This window comes from Streptomyces blastmyceticus (assembly GCF_039521185.1).
GTDB lineage: Bacteria > Actinomycetota > Actinomycetes > Streptomycetales > Streptomycetaceae > Streptomyces > Streptomyces blastmyceticus.
Map to the genome: position 1 here is coordinate 169,298 of NZ_BAAABW010000024.1, position 24,559 is coordinate 193,856.

The following is a 24,559-nucleotide window of genomic DNA, read 5'->3' on the forward strand; positions in this document are numbered from 1 at the left end:
TCGTCGTGCGGCCACTTCCCGGGGCAGACCCCCGGGAACCCTGAAGCTAACCTGCTGTCATGACTGTGCATCTTGAGGCTGCCGAGGGCGTCGGGACCATCCGGCTGGACCGTCCGCCCATGAACGCGCTCGACATCGCCACCCAGGACCGGCTCCGCGAGCTCGCGGAGGAGGCGACCCGCCGCGAGGACGTGCGGGCCGTCGTGCTGTGGGGCGGGGAGAAGGTGTTCGCGGCCGGCGCGGACATCAAGGAGATGCAGCAGATGGACCACGCGGCCATGGTGGCCCGGTCCCGCGGCCTCCAGGACGCCTTCACCGCCGTCGCCCGCATCCCCAAGCCCGTCGTCGCCGCCGTCACCGGCTACGCGCTCGGCGGTGGCTGCGAGCTCGCGCTCTGCGCCGACTTCCGCATCGCCGCGGACAACGCCAAGCTCGGCCAGCCGGAGATCCTGCTCGGCCTGATCCCGGGCGCGGGCGGCACCCAGCGCCTCGCCCGGCTCGTCGGCCCGTCCAAGGCCAAGGACCTCATCTTCACCGGCCGTCAGGTGAAGGCCCCCGAGGCGCTGGAGCTCGGCCTCGTCGACCGGGTCGTGCCGGCCGCGGAGGTCTACGAGCAGGCGCACGCGTGGGCCGCGAAGCTGGCCGCCGGGCCGGCGCTCGCGCTGCGCGCCGCCAAGGAGGCGGTGGACACCGGCCTGGAGACCGACATCGACACCGGGCTCGCCATCGAACGCAACTGGTTCGCGGGGCTGTTCGCCACCGAGGACCGGGAGATCGGGATGCGCAGCTTTGTCGAGGACGGGCCCGGCAAGGCCAAGTTCGTCTGAAAATCGGCAGGTTGGGACAGGTCGTCGCGGGGTCGCCGAGTGCTCGGCGGCCCCGTCTCCCTTGCTCCGGCATGACGGACTGTTGCCCCTTGTGGGGGAATTCCCCGAGGTGTGCGAACGCCTCGAAATGACCTTGTTCCATGCGCTGAGCGATCATCTGTGCACCTGAGGTCACCGCAGGTCAGTCGGCATTTTCTGATCGACTGGCTGCCCATGGCATATGTCGCGGAGCGCCGTTGGAGGCATGGATTCCGCTCCAGTGAATCCCTTCGTTCCAGCCCACGGCGTCTTTACGGCGGCCATGATGGGGTGCATGGCGGGCCTGGAAGGAACGGATCAGCCGCGGCAGCGAACCGGCACGGCCGCTGTGCGCTGGATGCCGTCCGTAGAGGATGAACTGGCGCTCAAGGCGCTCGATCTGTTCGGCGACCCCACGCTCGGTGAAGTCCAGCTGCCCTCCCGCCCGGAGTCGGCGGTCGCCGCGCGGCGGCTGACGCAGTCCGTCGTGCTGCGCCACTGGGGGCTGTCCGCCCAGCTCGCGGAGCACGCCGTGCTGCTGGTCTCCGAGTTGGTGGGCAACGCCGTCCGGCACACCGGGGCGCGCTACTTCGGGCTGCGGATGCTGCGCCGCCGCGGCTGGCTGCGGATAGAGGTGCGCGACCCGTCCCGCGGGCTGCCCTGTCTGATGCCGGTGCACGAGCTCGACACGAGCGGGCGGGGCCTCTTCCTGGTCGACAAGCTCTCGGACCGCTGGGGCGTGGATCTGCTGGCGCGCGGCAAGACGACGTGGTTCGAGATGAGGGTCGCCGACCGCTGAGCGCGACGCCCCCCCCGCAGGGGCGGAGGCCGGGAAACGCAGAGGCCCCCATCCGTCGGAGTGCGACGGGCCGGGGGCCTCTGCGTGCGGCCGCGGAGAATTGGGGTGTGTTCCGCGGCCGGATAAAAACGACCTGGCCCGGGTCAATGGGGGTCGTGACCTCGACTATGGCAGACAGCCGCGTTCCAGCCAAAGCGGCTATCGGGTCAGATTCGGGCAATTCAGGAGAGAGTTCTCGCCAATCAAAGGTGAGTTGCAACACCCGCCTTGAATTCCATGAATGAACCGACAGGTAACTTTATTTTTATGCAGACGCCATGTCGGTTCTTGCGGGCCCGAGTGTTCTGGAGTGTCATGTCCCCGCCGGGCCGCCGACCGGCGTGCCCGCCACCCGGGAGCCCCCATGGACGAAGACCCCGCGACCGCCCCTTATCCCCCCACCCACTGGATACCGGCCGACAGCGCCAACTACACGGTCTCCAGCCGCCCCACGGCCCATCCGATCGACTTCCTCGTGATCCATGTGACGCAGGAGACCTTCGGCGACGCGATGAAGATCTTCAAGAATCCCGCGGCCAAGGTCTCGGCGCACTACATGGTCGCCTCCGCGGACGGCTATATCGGCCAGTTCGTCCGCGAGAAGGACATCGCCTGGCACGCCGGCAACTGGGACTACAACACCCGCAGCATCGGTATCGAGCACGAGGGCTGGATCGACCGCCCCGAATACTTCACCGACGCGATGTACCGCTCCTCGGCGCGCCTCGCCGCCGCCGTCTGCGCCCGCTACGGCATCCCCACGACCCGCGACCACATCATCGGCCACGTCGAAGTGCCCGGTTCCACCCATACCGACCCCGGCCCGCACTGGGACTGGGACCGCTATATCGGCCTGGTGATCAGCGGCGGCTAATGTGTGCCGGTCACACCAGCACACAAGGGGAGGCCCACATGGCCGACATCGAGACGCGCCAGGCCGAAGCACGCAAGGCGTTCGACCGGTTCGACGCGAACGGGGACGGTCTGATCACCGCCGCCGAGTACAAGAGCGTGATGGCTCAGCTCGGCGACTTCAACGTCACCGAGACCGTGGCGCAGGCCATCATCAACAAGAAGGACGGCAACGGCGACGGCGTGCTGTCCTTCGAGGAGTTCTGGGCCTCCCTCAACGGCTGACCCGGCCACGCACGGACCCCGGCCCGCGGGTCAGCGCCAGCCCCGCCGCTGCGCACTGGCCCGCCGCCGCCGGTCGTTGCACAGCAGGCACCGGCCCCAGCCCGGCGGCAGCGGGTCCTCCTTGTCGCCGTACAACGGATCCACGGGCCCCTTGGGGTGCTCCGCGCACGCCGTCGTGCCTATCCCGGCGCCCAGGGCGCCGGCCGCGGCCAACGCCCGGCGCAGGGCGTCGAGAAGCTGGTCGGCCTCATGGGGCGCCGGAGCGGCGTCGAGGGCGAAGGCGATGTCCGAGGCGGTGCTGAGCGCGCTCTGGAGTTCGCGCAGGTCTGCGTAACTCATGCTGGAGAGCGTACGCGCCACCACTGACAACGCCTTCCGCGTGACGTCGGGCCCGCTCAGACCGCGGTCAGCGCCCAGCCGCGGTCCGCGGGGACGGAGGCCGCGTCACGCGCCTCCCGCACCCCCTCGCCCCGCGCCGACCGGGCCGCGCCCGCGCGGTGCGAATCCTGCGCCCAGATCCGGCCGTCCGCCTCGGACACGACCTTGCGCAGGCCGCCCGGGGCGACCGGCGCGGTGCGGAACCGCTGTTCCGGAGCGTCCGCGTCGCACGGCGCGGTGACCAGCAGCGGACCCTGCCGGTCGATGCAGTGGTACGGCTCGGCCACCGAGGAGAACTGGTGGGTGGCCGGGCTGTAGATCCAGGACTGCCGGGCGGGCGCGCTCGCGTCGCATGCCTGGAGTGCCACCAGCCGCGGCCGCGCCACGCCCCGGGGGTCGCGGTAGCCGGAACCCTCCGCCGTAAGACAGCCCCCGTACGCGCCGCTGTGCATCCGCACGGCCGAGGCGGGTGCCGCCTCGGGTGCGGCGACGGCGGACGGCGCCGCGAGACCGAGGACGGCGGCGACGCTGCCGAGGATCGCGGCAGTGGCACGGGCATGGTGGCGCATGGCTGGGGCTCCTCGTGGTGTGACGGTACGAGGGCGCCGACATTACTTACAGAAGTCACACAGTGACACACTGATTCCAGCCATGATCCCCAAGCGGGGAGCGCCGGTTCAGCACTCGATGACGTTGACCGCGAGCCCGCCGCGGGCCGTCTCCTTGTACTTCACCTTCATGTCCGCGCCGGTCTCCTTCATGGTCTTGATGACCTTGTCGAGGGAGACGTGGTGGCGGCCGTCGCCGCGCAGGGCCATGCGGGCGGCGGTGACGGCCTTGGCCGCGGCCATGCCGTTGCGCTCGATGCAGGGGATCTGGACCAGGCCGCCGACCGGGTCGCAGGTCAGGCCCAGGTTGTGCTCCATGCCGATCTCGGCCGCGTTCTCGACCTGCTCGGGCGAGCCGCCGAGGACCTCCGCGAGGCCGCCGGACGCCATCGAGCAGGCCGAGCCGACCTCGCCCTGGCAGCCGACCTCGGCGCCGGAGATCGAGGCGTTCTCCTTGAAGAGCATGCCGATCGCGCCCGCGGCGAGCAGGAAGCGGACGATGCCGTCCTCGTCCGCGCCGGGCACGAAGTTCATGTAGTAGTGCAGCACGGCCGGGATGATGCCCGCGGCGCCGTTGGTGGGGGCGGTCACGACGCGGCCGCCCGCGGCGTTCTCCTCGTTGACGGCCATGGCGTAGATCGTGATCCACTCCATCGCGCGGGCCTGCGGGTCGCCCTCGGCGCGCAGCTGGCGGGCGGAGTTGGCCGCACGGCGGCGCACCTTGAGGCCGCCGGGGAGGATGCCCTCGCGGGACATGCCGCGGGAGACGCACGCCTGCATGACGCGCCAGATCTCCAGGAGGCCCTCGCGGATCTCGGTCTCCGTGCGCCAGGCCTTCTCGTTCTCCAGCATCAGGGCGGAGATCGACAGGCCCGTCTCGCGGGACATCCGCAGCAGCTCGTCACCCGTGCGGAAGGGGTACTTCAGCACGGTGTCGTCCAGGACGATCCGGTCCTCGCCGACCGCGTCCTCGTCCACGACGAAGCCGCCGCCGACGGAGTAGTACGTCTTCTCCAGCAGGGGCGCGCCGGTCTCGTCGTAGGCGAAGAGAGTCATGCCGTTGGCGTGGTACGGCAGGGAGCGGCGGCGGTGCAGGATCAGCTGGGTCGACTCGTCGAAGTCGATCTCGTGGGTCGAGCCGATCTCCGCGCCGAGCAGCCGCAGCCGCTTCGAGGAGCGGATGCGCTCGACCTCGTCGTCCGCCGTCTCCACGTCGACGGTGCGGGGGGAGTGGCCCTCAAGACCGAGCAGCACGGCCTTGGGGGTGCCGTGGCCGTGCCCGGTGGCACCGAGCGAGCCGAAGAGCTCCGCCCGCACGGACGTGGTGTGGGCCAGCAGCCCCTCGTTCTTCAGCCGCCGCGTGAACATCAGCGCGGCGCGCATCGGGCCGACCGTGTGGGAGCTGGACGGGCCTATGCCGATCGAGAAGAGATCGAATACGGAGATGGCCACGGTGGCGGACTCCCTTGTCTGCTCATGAGGGGCGGAGGTGCTGGAGGAGGCGCGAAAAAAATGTCCCTGCCCATGAGCGTAACCCGTCCCTCGGGCACCTCCGCGGCCACAGCGAGGTGACAGCCTTGTGAACCCTCTGTTTCAGGTTACGAAGGGGTCACGCCGCCTGGGAATCCGAGTCGGCGAGGCCCTTGAAAGCCTGACCGAACACTTCCCGGGCCCGCTGGAGCACCGCCCGGCGCCAGGCGTCGTCGTCGGGGGCGAAGGCCGCCCGGATCAGGTCCTTGGCCGGATTCCGCACGGCCGTGGCCGGGTGGTGGTGGAGGTGGAGCCAGTTGTCGGCGCAGAGGGCGAGCAGCACCTCCGGGCCCGGCAGGGTGCCGAATTCCAGGGTGATCGCCGTGAGTTCCTCGTGGCCGCGCAGGCCGTCGGCGACCGCGGTCGCGGTGTTGCCGACGATCGGGGTGGAGGAGGAGGTGCCCCGCTCGGACGCCGTCAGGGCGGGCCCGTACCAGGCCCGGGCCCGGTCGTGGGCGCCCGCGTCCCGCCCGCCGCGGAAGATCGGTTCGCCGAGGGCGCGCTCGCCGAGCCCCGTGTGCAGATCGACATAGGCGATGTGCGGCACACCGGCGATGTGCTCGGCGACGACGCGGCGCAGCGTCCGGTGCGACCAGGCCGGGGCGAACCCGCCGTAGAAGAGGCCGTCGGGGTGGCGGTACTGGCCGCGGGTGACGGCCTCCTGGAAGACCGCGGGGCCGAGCCGGTCGCGGAGCGCGAGGGCCCGGGCGGTGGTCTCCCGGACCGGGAAGTCCGCACCGTCCCCCTGGACGAGGGCGGGGTGGACCCGGTCGTAGGCGTCGTTGTGCGGGGGGTCGTCGTGGTCGACGAAGTTGCGGTTGACGTCGACGTTGTCCTCGTTCACCCGGCGCAGGTAGGCGAAGCCGTACGGGTTGAGGGCGTGCAGGAGCAGGACGCCGGTGTCCCGGCCCCCGGCCCGCGCCTGCCCCTCCTCCAGCAGCACCCGGGTCTGGCACGCGGAGCCGCAGAATCCCTCGATGCCATGGGTGCCCGAGACCGCGACCAGCAGCTTCGCCGGGGTGGCGGGGCCGAGGTAGGCGGTGTCGGCGCACAACGGGCCGCCGTCCGGGCCGCGGTGGCCCGGCAGCTGGAAGGAGCGCAGGGCCGCGCCGGCCGCTTCGGCGGCGGCCAGGAAGTCCGCTCGCGCCCGTGCGTAGTCCGTCGGCCAGGAGGAAGGGCTGGGCATGGGCCGCCTTTCAGGGGGAGGGGTGCGGGCCGGCTCCGGGCGGCGGGGGTATCCCCAGGGCCCGCAGGACGGCGTTCTGCCCGGCCGCCGTCGGGGCGTGCAGGACGCACAGCATCCGGTCGCCGGGTTTCAGGTGCGCGGCGAAGTACGCGTTGACCGCCTTCGCCGAGCTCGTCGGCCGCTGCCGGTAGAGGTCCACCGGGCGCCCGATGCCGGGCAGGACGCCGTGCGCGGCGTCGAAGGGGTGCCCGGGCGCGACGGCCTCGGCCACTTCGGCGGCCAGGGCCGAGGCGGCGGGGCGGGCGGGGTCCGGGTACATGCTGACCTCCGGGTGCCCGCTGAAGGCGTTCATGGCGCAGTACGCCACGGGGTTGTACGTCTTGAGCGCGATCACTTCGGGGAAGGGCCCGCCGTCGGCCAGCAGCCGGGTGAAGTGCGCGGTCCAGCTGTGACCGAAGATCGGACCGTGCCGGTAGGCGTCGCCGACGAACTGCGTCATCACATGGAGCGCGGTCCGGCCCGAGGGCAGCTTCGCCCACCGGGACGTCAGCAGGGAGACCACCGCGTCCCGCTCCCGGTCGACGCCCAGCACGATGTACTCGGCCTCGGTGAGCATGTCCCGGCGCAGGGTGAACAGCTCCCGGGCCCGCAGGTCGGGCATGGCGGCCACCAGCCCGTCCACGATCCGGTGCTCGGTGAGGGGGTCCAGCTCGCGGCCCGGTGGCAGGACCCGCACCTCCACGGCCCCGGCCGGCGCCGGGGTGCCGGGACCGGCCTCCCGGCGGGTTCGGCTCGCCATCGCCCGGGCTCAGGCGTCGGCGGCGGTCGGCAGGGGTATCTGCTCGTCCTTCGCGCCGAGCACCGTGCGCTGGTGCAGCTCCACGAAATAGAGCTTCCACAGCCAGAAGATGTGGTGCAGGTGGCGCTCGACGGCCCGCTCGTCCTCCTCGGTGGTGGCGAGGGAGGTCAGCACCCGCCAGACGAAGTCGTCGTGGTCGTCGTCGAGGTCGGTGTTGACGTGGGCGCGGGCGCCCTTGACCTCGTCCGGGCCCAGGACCTTCTCCAGGTTGTCCAGCCACTCGGGCTGGGTCCGGGTGGTGGTGTACTCGACGAAGTACACGCTGGTGATCAGGGCCAGCGGACTGTCCTCGAACTCCATGCCGTACTGCAGATAGCCGGTCAGGAGCTTCGTGGCGAGCAGCGGCTCCGTGGAGTAGATCTCCTCCTTGGTCACCCCGGCCTTCGCCAGGTCGGCGGCGAACAGCCGGTCGTGCAGCATCTCGTCGTCGGTGTAGTGCGCCCACGCCTTGGCCTGGACGGGGTCCACCTTGGTGAAGTACTTGATGGCCAGCGCGTCGATGGTGCGCTTGCGGCGCAGGCGCAGGATCGTCTCGATGTTGTGCCGCTTGTAGTAGTCGAGGTTGATCTCGGCGGCGTCCCGCTGGTGCTGGGCGTAGGGGACGGTCTGGTAGAAGTCCTTGATGAACGAGTCGAGGAGCGCGTCGATGCGCTCCCGCAGCTCGGGCCTCGGCTTGGTCGCCATGGGTGATCCCTTCTCTGAACTGAGGCTGTGCGGACCGGTGGTGACGTCAATGGCAGCCGCAGCCCGCGCCGGCGACCCGCTGCATCCGGCCGCGCCGCACCGCCTTGCGGGCGCCCAGGAGCGCGGTGCCGTCCGAGGTCAGCAGCGAGCTGCGCGGCATCAGGAAGGCGAGGGCGAACCGGGTGGTGGGGGTGACGCCCAGCCCCAGGTTCACCACCCCGTGGCCGGCGCCGTACACCTCGTTGGGGCCGCAGTTCGCCGGGACGATCTCCGTGTCGGTGTTGATGCCGAAGCCCAGCTCCCACACGGTGCGGTAGAGCGGCTCGGCGGACAGCAGCTCTTCCAGGGCTCGCGCGACGGGGGCGGCCGAGGGCTGCCCGGGGGCGACACCGGTGATCAGCCCGCCGGTCACGTCCAGCCGCACCGGCACGTTCACCAGGGGTGCGAGCGCCTCGAACAGCCGTTGCTGGACGGGCACGTCGGCCGGGTCGGCGCCCCGGTGCACGATGGGCCACCCGCGCAGGGTCAGCGCCCCGGTGAGACCACTGAGCCGGGCGCCGGCGGAGAAGGTGGTGATCTCCGCGGCGGTCACGCTCAGCTTCCCCGGCGGGAAGATCTGCTGCTCGCCGTCGTCGAGGACCCCGGCCTGCTGGTTCCACACGCAGTCCGGCGAGTCGAGGTCGAACTCCGCCTCGGTACCGGCGTCGTCGTCGGTGATCAGCAGCCGCTCGGTGGTCCCCGCCCGGTCGAAGAACTCCTCGGCCACGGCCTCCTGTCGGGCGATGTCGGTGCGCGTGGCGGTCCGCAGCAGGTAGCGGACGTGCCCCGCGGTCAGCGGCGTGGAGCCCGCCGGCAGCACCACCAGCCTCCGGTCGCCCAGCTCCCGCGGGCCGGGGGAGGCGAGGAACCGCCCCGGGCAGGCCACCAGCACATGGGCGCCCGGCGGCACATGCTGCGCCAGGAGCTCCCCGAGGTCCACCTCGGGCGGCAGCGTCAGATGCAGGACCCGGTCGTACCTCCCGGGCCGGCAGTGGATCGTCCTGTGGCCCGGTTCGTCGGTGACCAGGCAGAACGTCCCGGACGGAGCGCCGAACTGGCCGAAGTCGCTTGCGGTGATTTCCAGCGGTGGCACGAGCGGACTCCCTAGAGAATGCCCGGCGAACCCCTGGCGGGGGTTCCTCCGGGGCCGGTCTTCCGGCCCCCGTGACGGGGCACGGGCCCCGCCACGGGTCGGTGCTCAGCCGAGCAGCGTGCCCAGGTAGTTGCGGTTCTTCTGAACCTTGATCTTCCTCATGACTGTCACCTCCTGTCGCTTCTGTCGGCGGCCGGTGTTGTGCGCACCCCGGACCGGGCGGCGAGCGGGTGACGTATCGCCGGCGGTCACCCGCCGGCGACGACTCGCTCCACGGTGGGGTGGTCCAAGTGCCCGATGAGAGCGGGTCCGTTGCTGCTCAGGACGCGGGTGTCGGGCGAGATGACGTCGAGGTGGTACTGCGTGAAGGGGGTGAGCCCCAGCCCGTAGTGCAGACACCCCTCGGTGCCGCCGTACACCTCGTTCATGGCGTGGTTGCCCGGGAGGATGTCGAGCGCGGTGTTGAGGGCGTGGCCGATCTCCCACACGATGCGGTAGCGGGAGTCCACGGCGAACATCTGCTCAAGCATCTCAAGCGCCGGGGCGGCCCCCGGGTCGAGCGCGGTGAGGTGGGTGATCCGCCCGTCCTCGACCGTCGCCTTGACGGCGTTGTCGCGCAGCGCCCACAGCCGGGAGTGGACCCGGGCCTGATCGGTACGGGAGAACGACGGCGTGCCGTTGTGCAGGATCGGGTAGCCGCGCAGCGTGATCTCGCCCTCCAGCGGCAGCTTCAGATTCTCCTGGAACTCACGGATCTCGATGGGCAGCACGCTGATCTCACCGGCCGGGACGATCTGCTGGTCGCCCCAGTCCAGCGGCCCCGCCTGCTGGTTCCACACCAGGTCCTCCCGGAGGTGGTCCAGCACCGCGCGGGTGCCGTGCCGGGGGTCGACGTACTCCAGGTGGCCGGCCTCCTCCGCGATCTCGAAGAACGTGTCCGAGAACGCGGCCTGTTCGGCGGCCGAGGTGCGCTCCATCACCGACAGGAAGTGCCGGATCTCCGTCAGGGTGGTGGGCGTGGAATTGCACGCCATCCCCATGATCTTGCGCCGGCCCACCAGTTCGGGATCGGGCGATTCGAAGAACCGGTGGGGCGAGACGACGAGAATGTGCGCCGGCTCCGGAATGCTCTTCTCCAGCAGGTCCTCGAAACGGTCGCCCGCCGTGAAAGGAACGGTGAGATACCGGTCGTAGGAGGCGTTCTCGACGATCTCGATCGCGTCGGCCAGCTCCGGGTTGGTGATCAGGCAGAACGTGCTTCCGGTGGCCGCGCCGAACTGGCTGAGCTTGCCCGGGTCGATGGACACGCGTGGGCTCATGGCAACTCCGTCCTGCGTCCTCTTCGGCGGCCGCCGCCGTGCCAACCACCTTGTCGAAGACGCCTGTCGGGCTGCCATAGGCCGATGGTCCCGCCCGGGCGGTGGCAGTAATTCGCGGTCGCGCACCGCCCGCCACGGCTCCGGTCACGCCCCGCGGACCCGCAGGGATCCCCGGCGCCGCAGTCCCGTCGAAAGTGTTGACCGAAAGGCGGGATAGGGCCAAAGTCCCTGTCGCGGCCATGGGTCCTCAGCCCCATGCGGCGGAGCAAAAGCGTGGTTAGTATCACACCCTGGTGTTCCACAGGGAGCCGAGGAGGGCCGAAAGTGGACCTGGCTACGGGGGCGAACGGCGGCACCGCGGAAGGGGAGACCCTCATCACCTGGCAGGCGCCGCCACTGAAGTTCGGAATGGGCGCCACCCGGGAGATCGCCTATGAACTCTCGAGAGCCGGGGTGCGCTCGGTCCTCCTGGTGACCGACCCGACGCTCGCGGCACTCGGACTGCCGGCCCGCGTCGCGAAGAGCATCGAGCAGGACGGCATCGCGGTGACCGTCTTCGACCGGGCGCTCGTCGAACCCACCGACGCCAGCTGCGCGGAGGCGGCCCGCGAGCTCGCCCACCTCGACGTCGACGGATACATCGGCCTGGGCGGCGGCAGCGCGATCGACACCGCCAAAATGATCAACCTGCTGCACAGCCACCCCGGCCGGGCCGTCCGCGACTACCTCAACAAGCCGATCGGCGGCGGGGTTTCCGTCCCCGGGCCGCTCAAACCCCTGATCGCGGTCCCGACGACCGCGGGCAGCGGCAGCGAGTGCACCGCCATGGTCGCCCTCGGCGTGACCGGTCTCGGCGTGAAGACCGGCATCAGCGACATCCGGCTGCGCCCGGCCCTCGCCCTGGTCGATCCGCTCAACACCGTGACCCTGCCCGCAGCCGTCACCGCCTCCTCCGGCTACGACGTGCTCACCCACGCCTGCGAGTCGTACACGGCCCGCCCCTACGACCGCCGGCCCGCCTATCGCACCCCCGGGGAGCGGCCTTTGTACATCGGGGCCAACCCCATCAGCGACATCTGGGCCGAGGAGGCGCTCCGGCTCGTCGGCCGCTATCTGCGGCGCGCCGTCCTCAACCCCCACGACCTGGAGGCCAGGGCCGGGATGAGCCGGGCCGCGACCTTCGCGGGCCTCGGCTTCGGCAACGCCGGCACCCACATCCCGCACGCCTGCGCCTACCCGATCGCGGGCCTCGTCCGCGAGTACCGGCCGCCGGGATACCAGGTCGGCCACGCGATGGTGCCGCACGGCAGCGCCGTCGTGTCCACCGCGGCCGCCGCCTTCGCCTTCACCTACCCCACCGCGCCCGAACGGCACCTGAGGGCGGCCGAGCTGCTCGGCGCGAACCTCGCCGGCGTCACCGCCGCCAACGGCGCCGACGCCCTGCCCGCCGCCCTGACGGCCCTCGTCGCGGACACCGGCGGGCCCGCCGGCCCCGCGGAGTTCGGCTTCACCCGGCAGGACCTGCCCGCGCTCGTCGAGGGCGCGCTCAAGCAGCAACGGCTGCTGGTGTGCTGCCCGCGCGACGTCGCCGACCACGACCTGCGGAGGATTCTGGCCGCTTCACTGGCCGGCTGACCCCGCCCGGCGCGACCCCTTCACCGAGGATCCTGGAGTCCCCGTGAACGCAGCGGACCTGCCGCAGTACACAGCCGTCATCGCGGGGAAGCACGCGCCTGCGGCCGACTGGATCGACGTCCTCGACCCCGCCCACGGCCGCCCCTTCGCCCGCGTCGCCCGGTGCTCCGCCGACACGGTCGACGACGCCGTGGCCGCCGCCCGGCACACCTACGAGCACACCTGGGGCGACACCGGGCCCGCCGAGCGCGCCCGGATCTGCCACCGCGTCGCCGCCGCGCTGCGCGCCGGGGCCGCGGCCCTCGCCGAGGCCGAGACCCGGGACACCGGCAAGCCGATCGGCCAGGCCCGCACGGACGTCGAAGTCGCCGCACGCTACTTCGAGTTCTACGGCGGCGCGGTCGAGGCGCTCACCGGCGAGACCCTCCTCAGCCGGCCCGGCCTGCTGGCCTTCACCCTCCGCGAGCCCTACGGCGTGTGCGGGCACATCATCCCGTGGAACTACCCGCTGCAGATCGCCGCCCGGACCGTCGCCCCCGCCCTCGCCTCGGGCAACACCTGCGTCCTCAAACCGGCCGAGGACGCCCCCCTCACCCCCCTGCTCCTCGCCGACATCGCCCTGGACGCGGGGCTGCCGCCCGGTGCGCTCAACGTCGTACCGGGGTACGGGGCGGAAGCCGGTGCCGCCCTCGCCGCCCACCCGGGCGTGGACCACCTCTCCTTCACCGGCTCCCGCGAGGTCGGCCAGTCCGTGATGGCCTCGGCGGCCCGCAACATCGTCCCCGTCACCCTCGAACTCGGCGGGAAATCACCCCACATCGTGCTCCCCGACCACGACCCCGGCCTCGCCGTGCCCCGCATCGTCGACTCGATCACCGAGCACGCCGGCCAGAACTGCTCGGCGGGCAGCCGGCTCCTCGTCCACTCCTCGGTCCACGACGCACTGCTCGCGGCGCTGACCACGGCCTTCCGCGCCCTGCGCATCGGCCCCGGCAGCTGTGACCCGGACCTCGGCCCCCTGATCTCCGCCCGGCAGCGCGACCGGGTCCTCGCGTACGTGGCCCGGGGCGCCCGGGACTGCGCGACCGTCACCGGCGGCGGGGTGCCCGACGTGCCCGGCCACGAGGGCGGCTTCTACGTCGAGCCCACGATCCTGGCCGGGGTGCCGGCGGACCACCCGGTCTTCACCGAGGAGATTTTCGGCCCCGTTCTCGCCGTCACCCCCTTCGACACCGAGGCCGAGGCCGTCCGTCTCGCCGAGGCCACCGACTACGGCCTCGCGGCGGGCATCTGGACCCGGGACGTGGCCACGGCCCACCGGCTGGCCCGGCGGCTGCGGGTCGGCCAGGTCTTCGTGAACAACTACAGCGCGGCCGGCGGGGTGGAACTCCCCTTCGCCGGCGCCAAGCGCTCGGGCATCGGCGTGGAAAAGGGCTTCGAGGCGCTGCGCGAATACACCCGCTGCAAGACGGTCGTGCTCGATACCGGATCGCGGGGACCAATATCTTCCAGTGCAGAGGAGAGTGCAGGGTGAAGCCTGTAGGAGGGGAGCGAAGTTCCCACGTATCGGATCAACGGATCTGTGGTGTGTGCGGCGGCCGGGCGGCCTCGGTGGACGCGCTGGTCGACGCACTGGACGAAATGCATGTCGCGCTCCGCGCGGCACAGAAATCCCTCGCAGACTTCTTCATAGAACTCGGCGAGAACCAGAGCCCGCCCCTCGGGGACCTGCCGGGCTGCCGGGACGCCTCCGTCCGCAAGGCCCTGTCGTTGCTGACCCCCCGCGAATGCGAGGTCCTGGGCCTGGTCGCCCAGGGGAAGTCGAACCGGCAGGTGGCCAACTCCCTCGATATATCCGAGAAGACCGTGAAGAATCATTTGTCCGCGATCTTTTCCAAAGTGGGGGCCTCGGACCGGACCCAGGCCGTGGTGTTCGGGATACGCGGCGGCCTCGTCCCGATCGGCGGGGCCGCGTGAGCCACGGTGCCAGTGTGCGGGAATTCGTGGCCGGTGGACAGTGGATGGACTGTCGGCCGACCACGAATACCTGCCACATTGGGGGACATGTTGAAGAATGTGGCCGCAGTGCTGCTCGACAACGTCCACCCCTTTGAACTCGGGGTCGTCTGCGAGGTGTTCGGCATCGACCGGCGGTCCGAGGGGCTGCCCGCCTACGACTTCGCGCTCGTCGCGGCGGAGTCCTTCTCGGTGCGCGCCGTCCCCGGCTTCACCATCAGCACCCCCTACGGCCTCGACCGGCTGGAGGAGGCCGACCTCATAGCCGTGCCGGTGGGGGACGACTTCCACACCCGGGACTTCCCCCCGGAGCTCCTCGAAGCCCTGCGCCGGGCGGTGTTCCGCGGCGCCCGGGTGCTCAGCGTCTGCGTGGGCGCGTTCGTCCTCGGCGCCGCCGGCCTCCTGGACGGCCGCCGCTGCACCACCCACTGGCGGTACGCGGCGGCGCTCGCCGAGCGCTTCCCCAAGGCGCTCGTGGAGCCCGGGGTGCTCTACGTCGACGAGGACCCCCTGATCACCTCCGCCGGCACCTCCGCGGGCATCGACGCCTGCCTGCACCTGGTCCGCAAGCTCCAGGGCAGCGAGGTCGCCAACGCCATCGCCCGCCGGATGGTGGTGCCCCCGCACCGCGAGGGCGGCCAGGCCCAGTACATCGAGCGCCCCGTGCCGGAGTGCCGCGAGGGCGGCGTGCGGGAGGTGCTCGCCTGGATGGAGCTCCACCTCGACCAGGACCTGAGCGTGGAACAGCTGGCCGGACACGCCCGCATGTCACCGCGCACCTTCGCCCGCCGCTTCCGCCAGGAGACCGGCACCACCCCCTACCGCTGGCTGCTCGGCCAGCGCGTGCTCTTCGCCCAGCGGCTGCTGGAGCGGACGGACGACACGGTGGAGGCCGTGGCGGTCCGTACCGGATTCCCCAACGCGGCAGCCCTGCGGCACCAGTTCGTCCGCTCGCTCGGCACCACCCCGCACGCCTACCGGCGGATGTTCCGGGGGCCGGCCCGCCTGTGAGCCCCCTCGCCCGGAGTCGACTGGAGGAGCCATGCTCAACATCGCGGTGATCGGCGCGACCGGGGCGGTCGGCCGGGAGTGCCTGGCCCTGCTCGACGGCGGCACGCTCCCGGTGAAGCGGGTGACCCCCGTGGCGTCCGCGCGCAGCGCCGGCCGCGATCTCCGCGCCGAGCTGGGCCTCGCACGCGACGCCGGACCGGTGGTGACCCTCGACGGCCTCGATACGGACGGGCTGGACGTCGCCGTCCTCAGCGCGGGCGCGGAGATCGGTCGGCGCGAGGGGCGGCGGCTGGCCGCGGCCGGCGCGCTGGTCGTCGACAACAGCTCCGCGTTCCGCATGGAGCCGGACGTGCCCCTCGTCGTCCCGCAGGTCAACCCGGACGCCCTCGCCGCCCGGCCGCCGGGCGGCATCGTCGCCAACCCCAACTGCTCGGCGATCCAGCTCGTCCGCGCCCTGCACCCGCTGCACACGGCGGCCGGGCTGGAGTCCGTCGTCCTCACCACCTACCAGGCGGCGTCCGGCGGCGGGCTGCGCGGCCTCGGCGAACTGGCCCGGGACTCCCGGCGCGCCCTGGACGATCCCACGGCCGCCCCGGAACCGGGCGGGCCCCCGGGCCGCTTCGGGCAGCCGCTCGCGTTCGACCTCGTGCCCGGGATCGGGCTGCCCGACGGAAGCGGCTTCACCCACGAGGAGCGCAAACTCGCCCGCGAGCCGCGGAAGATACTCGGGCTGCCGGACCTCCGACTCACCGCGACCGCCGTGCGTGTCCCCGTCTTCCACTGCCACTCCGAGGCCGTGCACGTGAGGCTGCGCGAGCCCGTCACCACGGCGCTGGTCGAGGACGCCCTGGCGGCCGCACCCGGCATCCGCCTGTACCGCGACGGCTACCCGACGCCCCGGACCGTCTTCGCGACCCCCCGCGACCGGGCCCTGGTGCACGTCGGCCGCGTCCGCGTCGAGCCGGACGATCCGCACGCCGTGTGGCTGTGGGTCGTCGCCGACAACCTCCGGGTCGGCGCCGCCCTGAACGCCCTGCAGATCGTGGAGACCGCAGTCGAAGCGGGGTGGCTGCGGTGACCGGGCCGAGAAGGGCGAGCGGGCCGCTCACCCCGCTGGTGCTGAAGTTCGGCGGCTCGGCCTTCGCCGAACTGGAGGGGTTCACCCGTGTCGCCCGCTATGTGGCCGGGCGCGCGGCGGAGAGCGGTCGCCCCGTGGTCGTCGTGGTCAGCGCCATGTCCGGCACGACCGGTCGGCTGAAGGAGACCCTCGAACGGCTCGCCCCCGACCCGCACCCCGAGGCGGCCGCCATGCTGCTGACCAGCGGCGAGACGGTCAGCGTGGCCCTGCTCACCGCCGTGCTCGACATGGTCGGCCTGCGGGCGAGCCCGCTCGCCGCCGCGGGCATCGGACTGCTCGCCGAGGGCCCGCCGCAGCACGCGGCCCTGCTCCGCGCCGACCCCGGGCCGCTCGCCGCCGCCCTGGCCGCCCGCCCGGTCGCCGTGGTCCCCGGCGGGCGGGCCGTCGACGGCGCCGGCCGCACCGTCATGCTGGGCCGCAACAGCTCCGACCTCTCCGCCGTCGCCCTCGCAGGCGCCCTGGGCACCCCCGTCTGCGAGCTCTTCTCCGACGTCCCCGGGATCTGCACGGCCGACCCGTACCTCGTCCCGGCCGCCCGCACCCTGGAGCGTGTCGCCTACGAGACGGTCCGCCGGATGTCCCACCACGGCGCGAAGGTCGTCCACACCCGGGCCGTCGACTGGGCCGAACGGCACGGGGTCCTGCTCCACTGCCGCCCGCTGCCGCCGAGCGAGGGCGACGGGACGGTCGTCGGCCAGGGGCCGCCCGCCCCCGCCGTGGTGGTGTCCGCCGAGGGGGGCGGCCTCACCCGGATCACGACGCTGCGCGAGGACGGCCCGGCCGAGCACACCCTCGTCCCCGGCGCCGACGCGGCGGACCGGGCCCGCCGCGCCCACCGGGAGCTGTTCCCGGACTCCGCGGAGGACGCCCCGCCGGCGCCGCCCAAGGCCCGCTCCGCGTACAGCGGCGTCCTCATCACCTGACGCCCACGCAACGACGGCCGGTACGGAGGAGAACCTCCGTACCGGCCGTCGGATGCCCGTGACTACAGCGACGGGTACAGCGGGTGCTTCGCCGCGAGGGCGCTCACCCGGCCGCGCAGCGACTCCGCGTCGTAGGACGGCTTCAGCGCCTCGGCGATGATGTCCGCGACCTCGCGGAAGTCCTCGGCCTGGAAGCCGCGGGTGGCCAGCGCCGGCGTGCCGATCCGCAGACCCGAGGTGACCATCGGGGGCCGCGGGTCGTTCGGGATGGCGTTGCGGTTGACCGTGATCCCGACCTCGTGGAGGCGGTCCTCGGCCTGCTGGCCGTCCAGCTGCGAGTTGCGCAGGTCCACCAGCACCAGGTGCACGTCGGTGCCGCCGGAGAGGACGGAGACGCCCACCTCGGTGACATCGGCCTGCATCAGGCGCTCGGCCAGGAGCTTCGCGCCCTCCAGCGTGCGCTGCTGGCGCTCCTTGAACTCCTCGCTCGCGGCGACCTTGAAGGAGACGGCCTTCGCGGCGATCACGTGCTCCAGCGGACCACCCTGCTGACCGGGGAAGACCGCGGAGTTGATCTTCTTGGCCAGCTCGGCCGTGGAGAGGATCACACCACCGCGGGGGCCGCCCAGCGTCTTGTGGGTGGTCGTGGTGACGACGTGCGCGTGCGGCACCGGGGAGGGGTGCAGCCCGGCGGCGACGAGACCCGCGAAGTGGGCCATGTCGACCATCAGGTACGCGCCGACCTCGTCCGCGATCCGGCGGAAGGCCGCGAAGTCCAGCTGGCGCGGGTACGCCGACCAGCCGGCGACGATCAGCTTCGGGCGGTGCTCCTTGGCGAGGCGCTCGACCTCCTCCATGTCGACCAGGTTGGTCTTCTCGTCGACGTGGTAGGCGACCACGTTGTAGAGCTTGCCGGAGAAGTTGATCTTCATGCCGTGGGTCAGGTGCCCGCCGTGGGCGAGGTTCAGACCCAGGATGGTGTCGCCGGGGTTGAGCAGCGCGAACATCGCGGCCGCGTTCGCCTGCGCACCGGAGTGCGGCTGGACGTTCGCGTGCTCGGCGCCGAAGAGCGCCTTGATCCGGTCGATGGCGATCTGCTCGACGACGTCGACGTGCTCGCAGCCACCGTAGTAGCGGCGGCCCGGGTAGCCCTCGGCGTACTTGTTGGTGAGGACCGAGCCCTGGGCCTCCATGACGGCGACCGGAGCGAAGTTCTCCGACGCGATCATCTCGAGGGTGGACTGCTGGCGGTGGAGTTCGGCGTCGACAGCGGCGGCGACGTCGGGGTCGAGCTCATGGAGGGAGCTGTTCAGAAGCGACATGAGTTCTTCCTGGACTTCCTGGGCGGGAGAAGGGCGGGGCGGGTATCAGCCGGCGAAGGCGGTGTACTCGTCGGCGGACATCAGGTCCCCCGGCTCGTCCGTGATCTTCACCTTGAACAGCCAGCCGCCCTCGAAGGGGGCGGAGTTCACCAGCGCGGGGTCGTCCACGACGTCCTGGTTGGCCGCGACGACCTCGCCGGTCACCGGGGAGTAGAGGTCGCTGACCGACTTGGTCGACTCCAGCTCGCCACAGGACTCACCCGCGGTGACCGTGTCGCCGACCGCCGGGAGCTGGGCGTAGACGACGTCACCGAGCGCGTTGGCCGCGAACTCGGTGATGCCGACCGTCGCCACGCCGTCCTCGGCGGCCGACAGCCACTCGTGCTCCTTGCTGAAGCGCAGCTGCTGGGGGTTGCTCATGGCTTGATTCTCCTGGATGCGCGTGGGTGCTTGTGCAACGGGTATTGACAGGTGAGACGGAAGGGGCTCGGGGAGGGGTCAGCGCTGCCGCTTGTAGAAGGGCAGGGCGACGACCTCGTACGGCTCATGGCTGCCGCGAATGTCCACGGATACGTCATTTGTACCGGGCGCGGAGTGCGCCGCGTCGACATACGCGATGGCGATCGGCTTGCCGAGCGTGGGGGAGGGGGCACCGGAGGTGACCTCGCCGACGACCTCGCCGCCGACGACCACCGGATATCCGGCGCGCGGCACCCGGCGGCCCGTCGCGATCAGGCCGACCAGCTTGCGCGGCGGGTTGCTCTCCGCGCGCTCCGCGGCTACGGCGAGCGCCTCGCGGCCCACGAAGTCGCCCTCCTTGTCGAACTTCACGACCCGGCCCAGGCCCGCGTCGAAGGGCGTGGTGGCGGTCGTCAGCTCGTGCCCGTACAGCGGCATGCCCGCCTCCAGGCGCAGCGTGTCCCGGCAGGAGAGGCCGCACGGCACGAGACCCGCACCGGCGCCCGCGTCGGTCAGCGCCTGCCACAGCTTCTCGGCGTCGGCCGGGGCGACGAAGAGCTCGAAGCCGTCCTCGCCGGTGTAGCCGGTGCGCGCGATCAGCGCGGGCACGCCCGCCACGGTGCCCGGCAGGCCCGCGTAGTACTTGAGGCCGTCCAGGTCGGCGTCCGTCAGCGACTTCAGGATGCCGGGGGACTCGGGGCCCTGGATCGCGAGCAGCGCGTAGGCGTCCCGGTCGTCGCGCACGGCCGCGTCGAAGCCCGCCGCCCGCTCGGTCAGCGCGTCCAGCACCACCTGGGCGTTGGAGGCGTTCGCGACGACCATGTATTTCGGGTAGCCCTCGTCTTCGAGGCGGTAGACGATCAGGTCGTCCAGGATCCCGCCGTCCTCCCGGCAGATCATGGTGTAGCGGGCGCGGCCGACGGCGACGCCGCCGATGTTGCCGACGAGCGCGTGGTCCAGCAGGGCGGCGGCCTGCGGTCCGGTCACCGTGATCTCGCCCATGTGGGAGAGGTCGAAGAGCCCGGCGCGGGTGCGCACCGCCAGGTGCTCGTCGCGCTCGCTGCCGTAGCGCAGGGGCATGTCCCAGCCGGCGAAATCGGTCATCGTGGCGCCGAGCGCGCGGTGCAGCGCGTCGAGGGCCGTGTGCCTAACGGCATTACTCCGTTGACGGCGAGGGGCATCAGTCATGGTGTGGGCTCCCAGGCATGGCGGTGAGGACGTCCTCCCCATCTGTCATCGGAACCTGAGAGGTTCACCGGGAGCGTCGGCGACGAGCGCTTCCTCGGCTTGCACCTTGGGTGGGACCGCACAGGGCGGCCCGCTTTTCAGATCTGCCTCGCCCACGCGGTACGGGGCCTGAGAGATTCAAGGGAGGAACTTGCTCCTTCGGCGCCCAGCGACATCAGTGGCTGGAACTCTCCCGCGTGGATTCGAGCGGCCGGTATGCAATTGAGTACGCAGTTGGCGCGCACATCATTGCACGGACCGGCGCGTGAGGGACTGCCCACCGCCCTCTCAATTGGATTACCTTTTCTTTACGTTCCGTGGGTGCGGGGCAGGGGGCGGGACGGGGGAGGGCGATCGGCGTGCGGGCGCGAAGTACGGACGCGGGGCGGGCGGAGGCGGCGCCGCCCGGGTGCGCGGTGACGCCGGCGGGGGTGGTGGATCTGCGCGGCGGCGCCGGCCGCGCGGAGCTGCGGTATCCCGCGGGGGATCTCGTCATCGTCTCCGGGCTGCCGGGCAGCGGGAAGTCCACGCTCATACGCAGGGCCGTGCCCGCCCTGGACGGGCGCGGGGGTCTCGTCTGGTGCGTCGACTCGCAGGACTCCCGCGAGCGCCTGGAGCGCCGCACGCCGCGCTGGCTGCCGTACGGGGCCTACCGGCCGGTCGTGCGGGCCGTCCACTACGCCGCCCTGCGGCGGGCGCTGCGCTCCGGTGCGAGCGCGGTCGTGCACGACTGCGGGGAGCGGAGCTGGGTGCGGCGGTGGGCGGTGCGCGCCGCGCGGCGGCGCGGGGGCGGCGCGCATCTGGTGGTGCTGGACGTGCCGGTGGGCACGGCGCTCGCCGGGCAGTGGGCCCGGGGGCGGCTGGTCTCGGCCTGGGCGTTCCGCCGCCACCGGCGCGGGGTGGGGCGGCTCGTGGCCGCGGGCCGCCTGCCGCCGGGCATGCGGTCGATGGTGCTGGTGGACCGCGCGGCGGCCGACGCGCTGCGGGGGATCGCCTTCGGTCCGTCCACGCCGGCCGGCGGCTGAAATGAGCACCGTGTGACAGCCGGTGGCACCGGGCAACCCGTTGCCTGCTGCGAGCGTCGTTCCCTGTGAGGGAGGAGTCATCCCCTGATCCGTCCTGACCTGGGACATCGGTGTCGATTCCGGCAGCCGACGGGAGCGGACGGGGGTGCAGCCGTTAGGGTTCGGTTGCGGCTTTGTCGATACGGTGGTTGGACGGCGTTGGGCGAGTTGGACGAGATGAGCATCCCCGAGCAGTACGGTCGGCCCGCGGCCCCGGCCGGTGCCCCCCTGGGCGGCCTCCCCGAGGGCTGGCCCGCCAATGAACTCGAAGCCGTGCTCGCCGCCTCCCTGGGCGTGCCCGGCGCCGGCGCCCGCATCGTCGAGGCGCTCGGCCGCAGCCATGTGTGGGTGCCGCTGCCGAACGGCGGCGGACCCGACAGCCGGGACCTCGACCTCCCCACCCTGGAGCTCGACGGCGCCGCCTATGTGCCGGTGTTCAGCTCCGAGGCGGAGTTCCTGCGGGTCGTCGGCGACCGGATGTCCTTCACCGTCGCGCCCGCCGTCGAATTCGCCCGCGGCCTGCCCCCGCAGGTCGGCATCGCGGTCAACCCCGAGGGCGCCGTCGGCGCGCCCCTCCCGCCGCCCGCCGTCGCCGAGCTGTGCCGGGCGGGCCGCACGCTCCTCGACGGCGACGCCACCGGCGGCCGGGTGCGCCTCTTCGAGCCGGACTGGCAGGACGAGCCCACCGGCTTCCTCGCCGCCGCCGGGCTGGAGTTCGCGGCGGCCAAGGTCGTACGGACCGCGCGCCGGGCGCTCGCCAGCGTCGAGGGCGGCGCCCCCGCGCTGTTCGTCGGCGTCGAGCTCGACCTGCCCGACCCCGGCAGCCGCGAGGCCGTCATGGCCGCACTCGGCCGGGCGCTCGGGACCGCGCCCGTGGCCTGGCCCGTGCAGCTGGTCTTCCTCGACGTGGCGCGGGACCCGGTCGGTGACTGGATGTCGACGCAGGTCCGCCCGTTCTACGACCGTGACCTGTGACTCCACCCATGCCCGCCGCCGCGGGCTCGTAAGCTGGTTGGATGACCGGACCGGGTGCGCTGCCGCGCCCCGGGGCACAGGAGTAAGCGGCCGGGAGACGGCCGAGAGAAGAGGCGGACCCAGGTGAGCGCGGGCGCGGAGAGCGGCGTGGAGCAGATGCTGCGCCAGGTGGCGCCCGGTCGGTACGACACGTACGAGGCGCTCCTGCACGCGCTGGCCGAGGGCAGCGTCTGGATGCTGCTCTGGCACGGCCAGGCGGGCTCGCCCGACGCGCAGTACGGCAACATGGAGGTCGACGGCCTCGGCTACGCCCCGTGCGTGACCTCCGCGCAGGAGCTCGCCGCCAGCGGCTGGAACCGCGCCCACGCCGTCGTCCCCGGCCGCGCCGTCGCGAGCTCGCTCTACCCCGACCGCTGGGGCCTGTGGCTCAACCCGCACGCCCCCGGCGGCGGCGTCGGCGTGCCCTGGCTGGACCTGCGGCGGATCGCGGCCGGACTGGACCGGCTGCCCGCCGGGCCGCTGCACCTGAGCGAGCCGGCCCTGGAACTCCCGCAGTTCTACGCCCTGCTCGGGCAGAACGCCCACCGCACCCCCGCGGTGCGGGCGCTGCGCCGCGCCTGGGTGCAGCCCGCGCTCGGCACCCCCTATCTGGCCATCGGCCTCGATCTCTACGACGGCTCGCAGGCCGCCGTGGAATCGGTGCGGCTGATGATGCGCCAGTCGATCGGCGCGGTTCCCGAGGGGCTGCCGGTCTCCACGGTGGCGATGTCGGACGAGCACGACCCGGTCGCGATGTGGATGCGTGCCAACACCCGCCCCTTCTTCGACCGCGACGTCCACGGCGGGGCCCCGGCCGCGCCGTCCCCCGCCGGGGGCTACGGCTATCCGCCGGTCGGCCACCCCGGCGGCACCGCGCAGGCGTACTGAGCGGGTCCGTTCCGCGGCAGCCCCAATATGCTTGCAGGCGGCACGAGTTGCCGTCCGGCAGGTAATGATCCGCTCACTGACGCCTGGCGTTCGGATAACGGAAGCCGACTGGTCAGATCACGGTTGCGCATCCATTCCCGGCCAGGGCTGGCGGGTGATCGCGGCCGCGTTGAAGACTCCCGCTCCAAGGGACGTCGCTCCTGCGTACGAACCCCTTTGTGACCTTCCGCTCCACCGGTACCAACTGCACCAGTCTGCACGTGTACATGTGAGATCCAAGCCGCCGTCAGCGGCGGGCGTGGGCCGGTCACCCCCGGCCGAGAGGGGTCAAAGGCACTGTGACCGCACCTATCGATACCACCGGGGCGGCTGCCGGGGCGCAGCCCGAGGCCGTACTCGCCGGGGCCAGGAAGAGCCAGATCGAGGGGCGTTCGCTCACCCAGATCGCCTGGATCCGCTTCAAGCGCGACAAGGTCGCCGTCGCCGGCGGCGTCGTGGTGGTCCTGCTGATCCTGCTCGCCGTGCTGGCCAAGCCGATCGAGTCGGTGTTCGGACTCGATCCCAACCAGTTCCACCAGGACCTCATCGACCCCGAACTGCTCGCTCCCAAAAGCGGGTTCGGCGGGATGAGCTGGGAGCACCCGCTGGGCGTCGACCCGCAGTACGGGCGCGACATCCTCTCCCGCGTCATCGAGGGCTCCTGGGTCTCCCTGATCGTCGCCACCGGCGCCACCCTCCTCTCCGTGGTGATCGGCACCGTACTCGGCGTCGTCGCGGGCTTCTACGGCGGCTGGGTGGACAGCGTCATCAGCCGGATGATGGACACCTTCCTCGCCTTCCCCCTCCTGCTGTTCGCGATCTCCATCTCGGCGGCGCTCCAGGACGGCGCGTTCGGCCTCTCCGGTCTGCCGCTGCGCATCTGCGTGCTGATCTTCGTGATCGGCTTCTTCAACTGGCCCTACATGGGCCGGATCGTGCGGGCCCAGACGCTCAGCCTCCGGGAGCGGGAGTTCGTCGAGGCGTCCCGCAGCCTCGGGGCGCGCGGGCCGTTCATCCTCTTCCGGGAACTGCTGCCCAATCTGGTGGCCCCGATCCTCGTCTACTCCACCCTGCTGATCCCGACGAACATCCTCTTCGAGGCCGCGCTCAGCTTCCTCGGCGTCGGCATCGCCCCGCCGCAGGCGTCCTGGGGCGGCATGCTCACCAGCGCGACGGACCTCTACCAGGCCGATCCGCAGTACATGTTCGTGCCAGGTCTCGCCATCTTCATCACGGTGCTGGCATTCAACCTGCTGGGCGACGGGCTGCGGGACGCCCTCGACCCCCGCAGCAAGTGATCCGCGGCG

The 24,559-nt window shown here is 72.0% G+C and carries 25 protein-coding genes and 2 riboswitches; of the genes, 14 read left to right on the plus strand and 11 right to left on the minus strand.

All coding sequences use genetic code 11. The features are described from left to right. Positions 1 to 59 precede the first annotated feature (59 nt). From ABD269_RS21445 to ABD269_RS21460, 4 genes are all read left to right on the plus strand, one after another. Positions 60 to 827 carry an enoyl-CoA hydratase/isomerase family protein gene (locus ABD269_RS21445; RefSeq protein WP_301892151.1) on the plus strand — a complete coding sequence of 256 codons (768 nt, stop codon included), beginning with the start codon at positions 60 to 62 and terminating at the stop codon, positions 825 to 827. Between the two features lie 313 nt (positions 828 to 1,140). Further along, positions 1,141 to 1,644 carry an ATP-binding protein gene (locus tag ABD269_RS21450; protein ID WP_301892150.1) on the plus strand — a complete coding sequence of 168 codons (504 nt, stop codon included), beginning with the start codon at positions 1,141 to 1,143 and terminating at the stop codon, positions 1,642 to 1,644. 403 nt (positions 1,645 to 2,047) lie between these two features. Beyond that, complete coding sequence (locus ABD269_RS21455; RefSeq protein ID WP_344120088.1) at positions 2,048 to 2,557, plus strand: N-acetylmuramoyl-L-alanine amidase; 510 nt, start codon at positions 2,048 to 2,050, stop codon at positions 2,555 to 2,557. A 38-nt stretch (positions 2,558 to 2,595) separates the two neighbouring features. Then, the gene (locus ABD269_RS21460; protein ID WP_116214020.1) at positions 2,596 to 2,820 is read left to right on the plus strand and encodes an EF-hand domain-containing protein; all 225 of its coding nucleotides are present in this window, start codon (positions 2,596 to 2,598) and stop codon (positions 2,818 to 2,820) included. 30 nt (positions 2,821 to 2,850) lie between these two features. Here ABD269_RS21460 and ABD269_RS21465 read toward each other — a convergent pair whose 3' ends face one another. The 8 genes from ABD269_RS21465 to ABD269_RS21500 form a co-directional block, all read right to left on the minus strand. Further along, on the minus strand, positions 2,851 to 3,159 hold the full coding sequence (locus tag ABD269_RS21465; RefSeq protein WP_116215938.1) for a hypothetical protein: 309 nt from the start codon (positions 3,157 to 3,159) through the stop codon (positions 2,851 to 2,853). Between the two features lie 56 nt (positions 3,160 to 3,215). Then, positions 3,216 to 3,767, minus strand: a complete 552-nt coding sequence (locus ABD269_RS21470; RefSeq protein ID WP_344120092.1) for a hypothetical protein — start codon at positions 3,765 to 3,767, stop codon at positions 3,216 to 3,218. Positions 3,768 to 3,875: 108 nt separating this feature from the next. After that, positions 3,876 to 5,258, minus strand: a complete 1,383-nt coding sequence (locus tag ABD269_RS21475) for an L-serine ammonia-lyase (RefSeq protein ID WP_116214022.1) — start codon at positions 5,256 to 5,258, stop codon at positions 3,876 to 3,878. Positions 5,259 to 5,415: 157 nt separating this feature from the next. Beyond that, positions 5,416 to 6,522, minus strand: coding sequence for a M14 family metallopeptidase (locus ABD269_RS21480; protein WP_344120095.1), 1,107 nt, complete (start codon positions 6,520 to 6,522; stop codon positions 5,416 to 5,418). A 10-nt stretch (positions 6,523 to 6,532) separates the two neighbouring features. Then, positions 6,533 to 7,321 (minus strand): hypothetical protein, encoded by a 789-nt coding sequence (locus ABD269_RS21485; RefSeq protein ID WP_344120097.1) that lies wholly within the window; start codon positions 7,319 to 7,321, stop codon positions 6,533 to 6,535. 9 nt (positions 7,322 to 7,330) lie between these two features. After that, positions 7,331 to 8,065: an iron-containing redox enzyme family protein gene (locus tag ABD269_RS21490; RefSeq protein ID WP_344120099.1), complete on the minus strand. Its 735-nt coding sequence runs from the start codon at positions 8,063 to 8,065 to the stop codon at positions 7,331 to 7,333. A 46-nt stretch (positions 8,066 to 8,111) separates the two neighbouring features. Next, positions 8,112 to 9,197, minus strand: a complete 1,086-nt coding sequence (locus ABD269_RS21495; protein WP_344120101.1) for a hypothetical protein — start codon at positions 9,195 to 9,197, stop codon at positions 8,112 to 8,114. Between the two features lie 248 nt (positions 9,198 to 9,445). Further along, positions 9,446 to 10,516 (minus strand): AsmA family protein, encoded by a 1,071-nt coding sequence (locus ABD269_RS21500; RefSeq protein WP_344120103.1) that lies wholly within the window; start codon positions 10,514 to 10,516, stop codon positions 9,446 to 9,448. Between the two features lie 324 nt (positions 10,517 to 10,840). Here ABD269_RS21500 and ABD269_RS21505 point away from each other — a divergent pair, with 324 nt between their 5' ends. From ABD269_RS21505 to ABD269_RS21530, 6 genes are all read left to right on the plus strand, one after another. After that, positions 10,841 to 12,151: a hydroxyacid-oxoacid transhydrogenase gene (locus ABD269_RS21505; protein WP_301892139.1), complete on the plus strand. Its 1,311-nt coding sequence runs from the start codon at positions 10,841 to 10,843 to the stop codon at positions 12,149 to 12,151. A 43-nt stretch (positions 12,152 to 12,194) separates the two neighbouring features. Continuing rightward, on the plus strand, positions 12,195 to 13,685 hold the full coding sequence (locus ABD269_RS21510; protein ID WP_344120106.1) for an aldehyde dehydrogenase family protein: 1,491 nt from the start codon (positions 12,195 to 12,197) through the stop codon (positions 13,683 to 13,685). A 53-nt stretch (positions 13,686 to 13,738) separates the two neighbouring features. Continuing rightward, entirely contained in the window at positions 13,739 to 14,128 is a 390-nt protein-coding gene (locus ABD269_RS21515) for a helix-turn-helix domain-containing protein (RefSeq protein WP_344120108.1), read from the plus strand. Positions 14,129 to 14,215: 87 nt separating this feature from the next. Then, complete coding sequence (locus ABD269_RS21520; protein WP_344120110.1) at positions 14,216 to 15,178, plus strand: GlxA family transcriptional regulator; 963 nt, start codon at positions 14,216 to 14,218, stop codon at positions 15,176 to 15,178. A 31-nt stretch (positions 15,179 to 15,209) separates the two neighbouring features. Continuing rightward, on the plus strand, positions 15,210 to 16,256 hold the full coding sequence (locus ABD269_RS21525; protein ID WP_344120112.1) for an aspartate-semialdehyde dehydrogenase: 1,047 nt from the start codon (positions 15,210 to 15,212) through the stop codon (positions 16,254 to 16,256). Further along, on the plus strand, positions 16,253 to 17,239 hold the full coding sequence (locus ABD269_RS21530) for an amino acid kinase family protein (protein ID WP_344120114.1): 987 nt from the start codon (positions 16,253 to 16,255) through the stop codon (positions 17,237 to 17,239). Before ABD269_RS21525 ends, ABD269_RS21530 begins: the two co-directional genes overlap by 4 nt. A gap of 62 nt (positions 17,240 to 17,301) precedes the next feature. Here ABD269_RS21530 and glyA read toward each other — a convergent pair whose 3' ends face one another. The 3 genes from glyA to gcvT all read right to left on the minus strand — a co-directional run bounded on the left by glyA (position 17,302) and on the right by gcvT (position 20,208). Further along, on the minus strand, positions 17,302 to 18,561 hold the full coding sequence (gene glyA / locus ABD269_RS21535) for a serine hydroxymethyltransferase (RefSeq protein ID WP_301892127.1): 1,260 nt from the start codon (positions 18,559 to 18,561) through the stop codon (positions 17,302 to 17,304). A 45-nt stretch (positions 18,562 to 18,606) separates the two neighbouring features. After that, complete coding sequence (gene gcvH / locus ABD269_RS21540; RefSeq protein ID WP_344120117.1) at positions 18,607 to 18,981, minus strand: glycine cleavage system protein GcvH; 375 nt, start codon at positions 18,979 to 18,981, stop codon at positions 18,607 to 18,609. Positions 18,982 to 19,059: 78 nt separating this feature from the next. Next, entirely contained in the window at positions 19,060 to 20,208 is a 1,149-nt protein-coding gene (gene gcvT / locus ABD269_RS21545; RefSeq protein WP_344120119.1) for a glycine cleavage system aminomethyltransferase GcvT, read from the minus strand. 32 nt (positions 20,209 to 20,240) lie between these two features. Continuing rightward, positions 20,241 to 20,355: riboswitch (glycine riboswitch) on the minus strand. Continuing rightward, a riboswitch (glycine riboswitch) is annotated at positions 20,356 to 20,453 on the minus strand. A gap of 153 nt (positions 20,454 to 20,606) precedes the next feature. On the opposite strand from gcvT, the gene ABD269_RS21550 reads away from it, so the two are divergent. The 4 genes from ABD269_RS21550 (at position 20,607) to ABD269_RS21565 (ending at position 24,550) form a co-directional block, all read left to right on the plus strand. Next, complete coding sequence (locus ABD269_RS21550) at positions 20,607 to 21,272, plus strand: AAA family ATPase (RefSeq protein WP_425572951.1); 666 nt, start codon at positions 20,607 to 20,609, stop codon at positions 21,270 to 21,272. 216 nt (positions 21,273 to 21,488) lie between these two features. Beyond that, the gene (locus ABD269_RS21555) at positions 21,489 to 22,286 is read left to right on the plus strand and encodes an enhanced serine sensitivity protein SseB (RefSeq protein ID WP_301894307.1); all 798 of its coding nucleotides are present in this window, start codon (positions 21,489 to 21,491) and stop codon (positions 22,284 to 22,286) included. 156 nt (positions 22,287 to 22,442) lie between these two features. Beyond that, complete coding sequence (locus tag ABD269_RS21560; protein ID WP_344120295.1) at positions 22,443 to 23,213, plus strand: enhanced serine sensitivity protein SseB C-terminal domain-containing protein; 771 nt, start codon at positions 22,443 to 22,445, stop codon at positions 23,211 to 23,213. Between the two features lie 338 nt (positions 23,214 to 23,551). Beyond that, positions 23,552 to 24,550 (plus strand): ABC transporter permease, encoded by a 999-nt coding sequence (locus ABD269_RS21565; protein ID WP_344120121.1) that lies wholly within the window; start codon positions 23,552 to 23,554, stop codon positions 24,548 to 24,550. Positions 24,551 to 24,559: the final 9 nt, after the last annotated feature.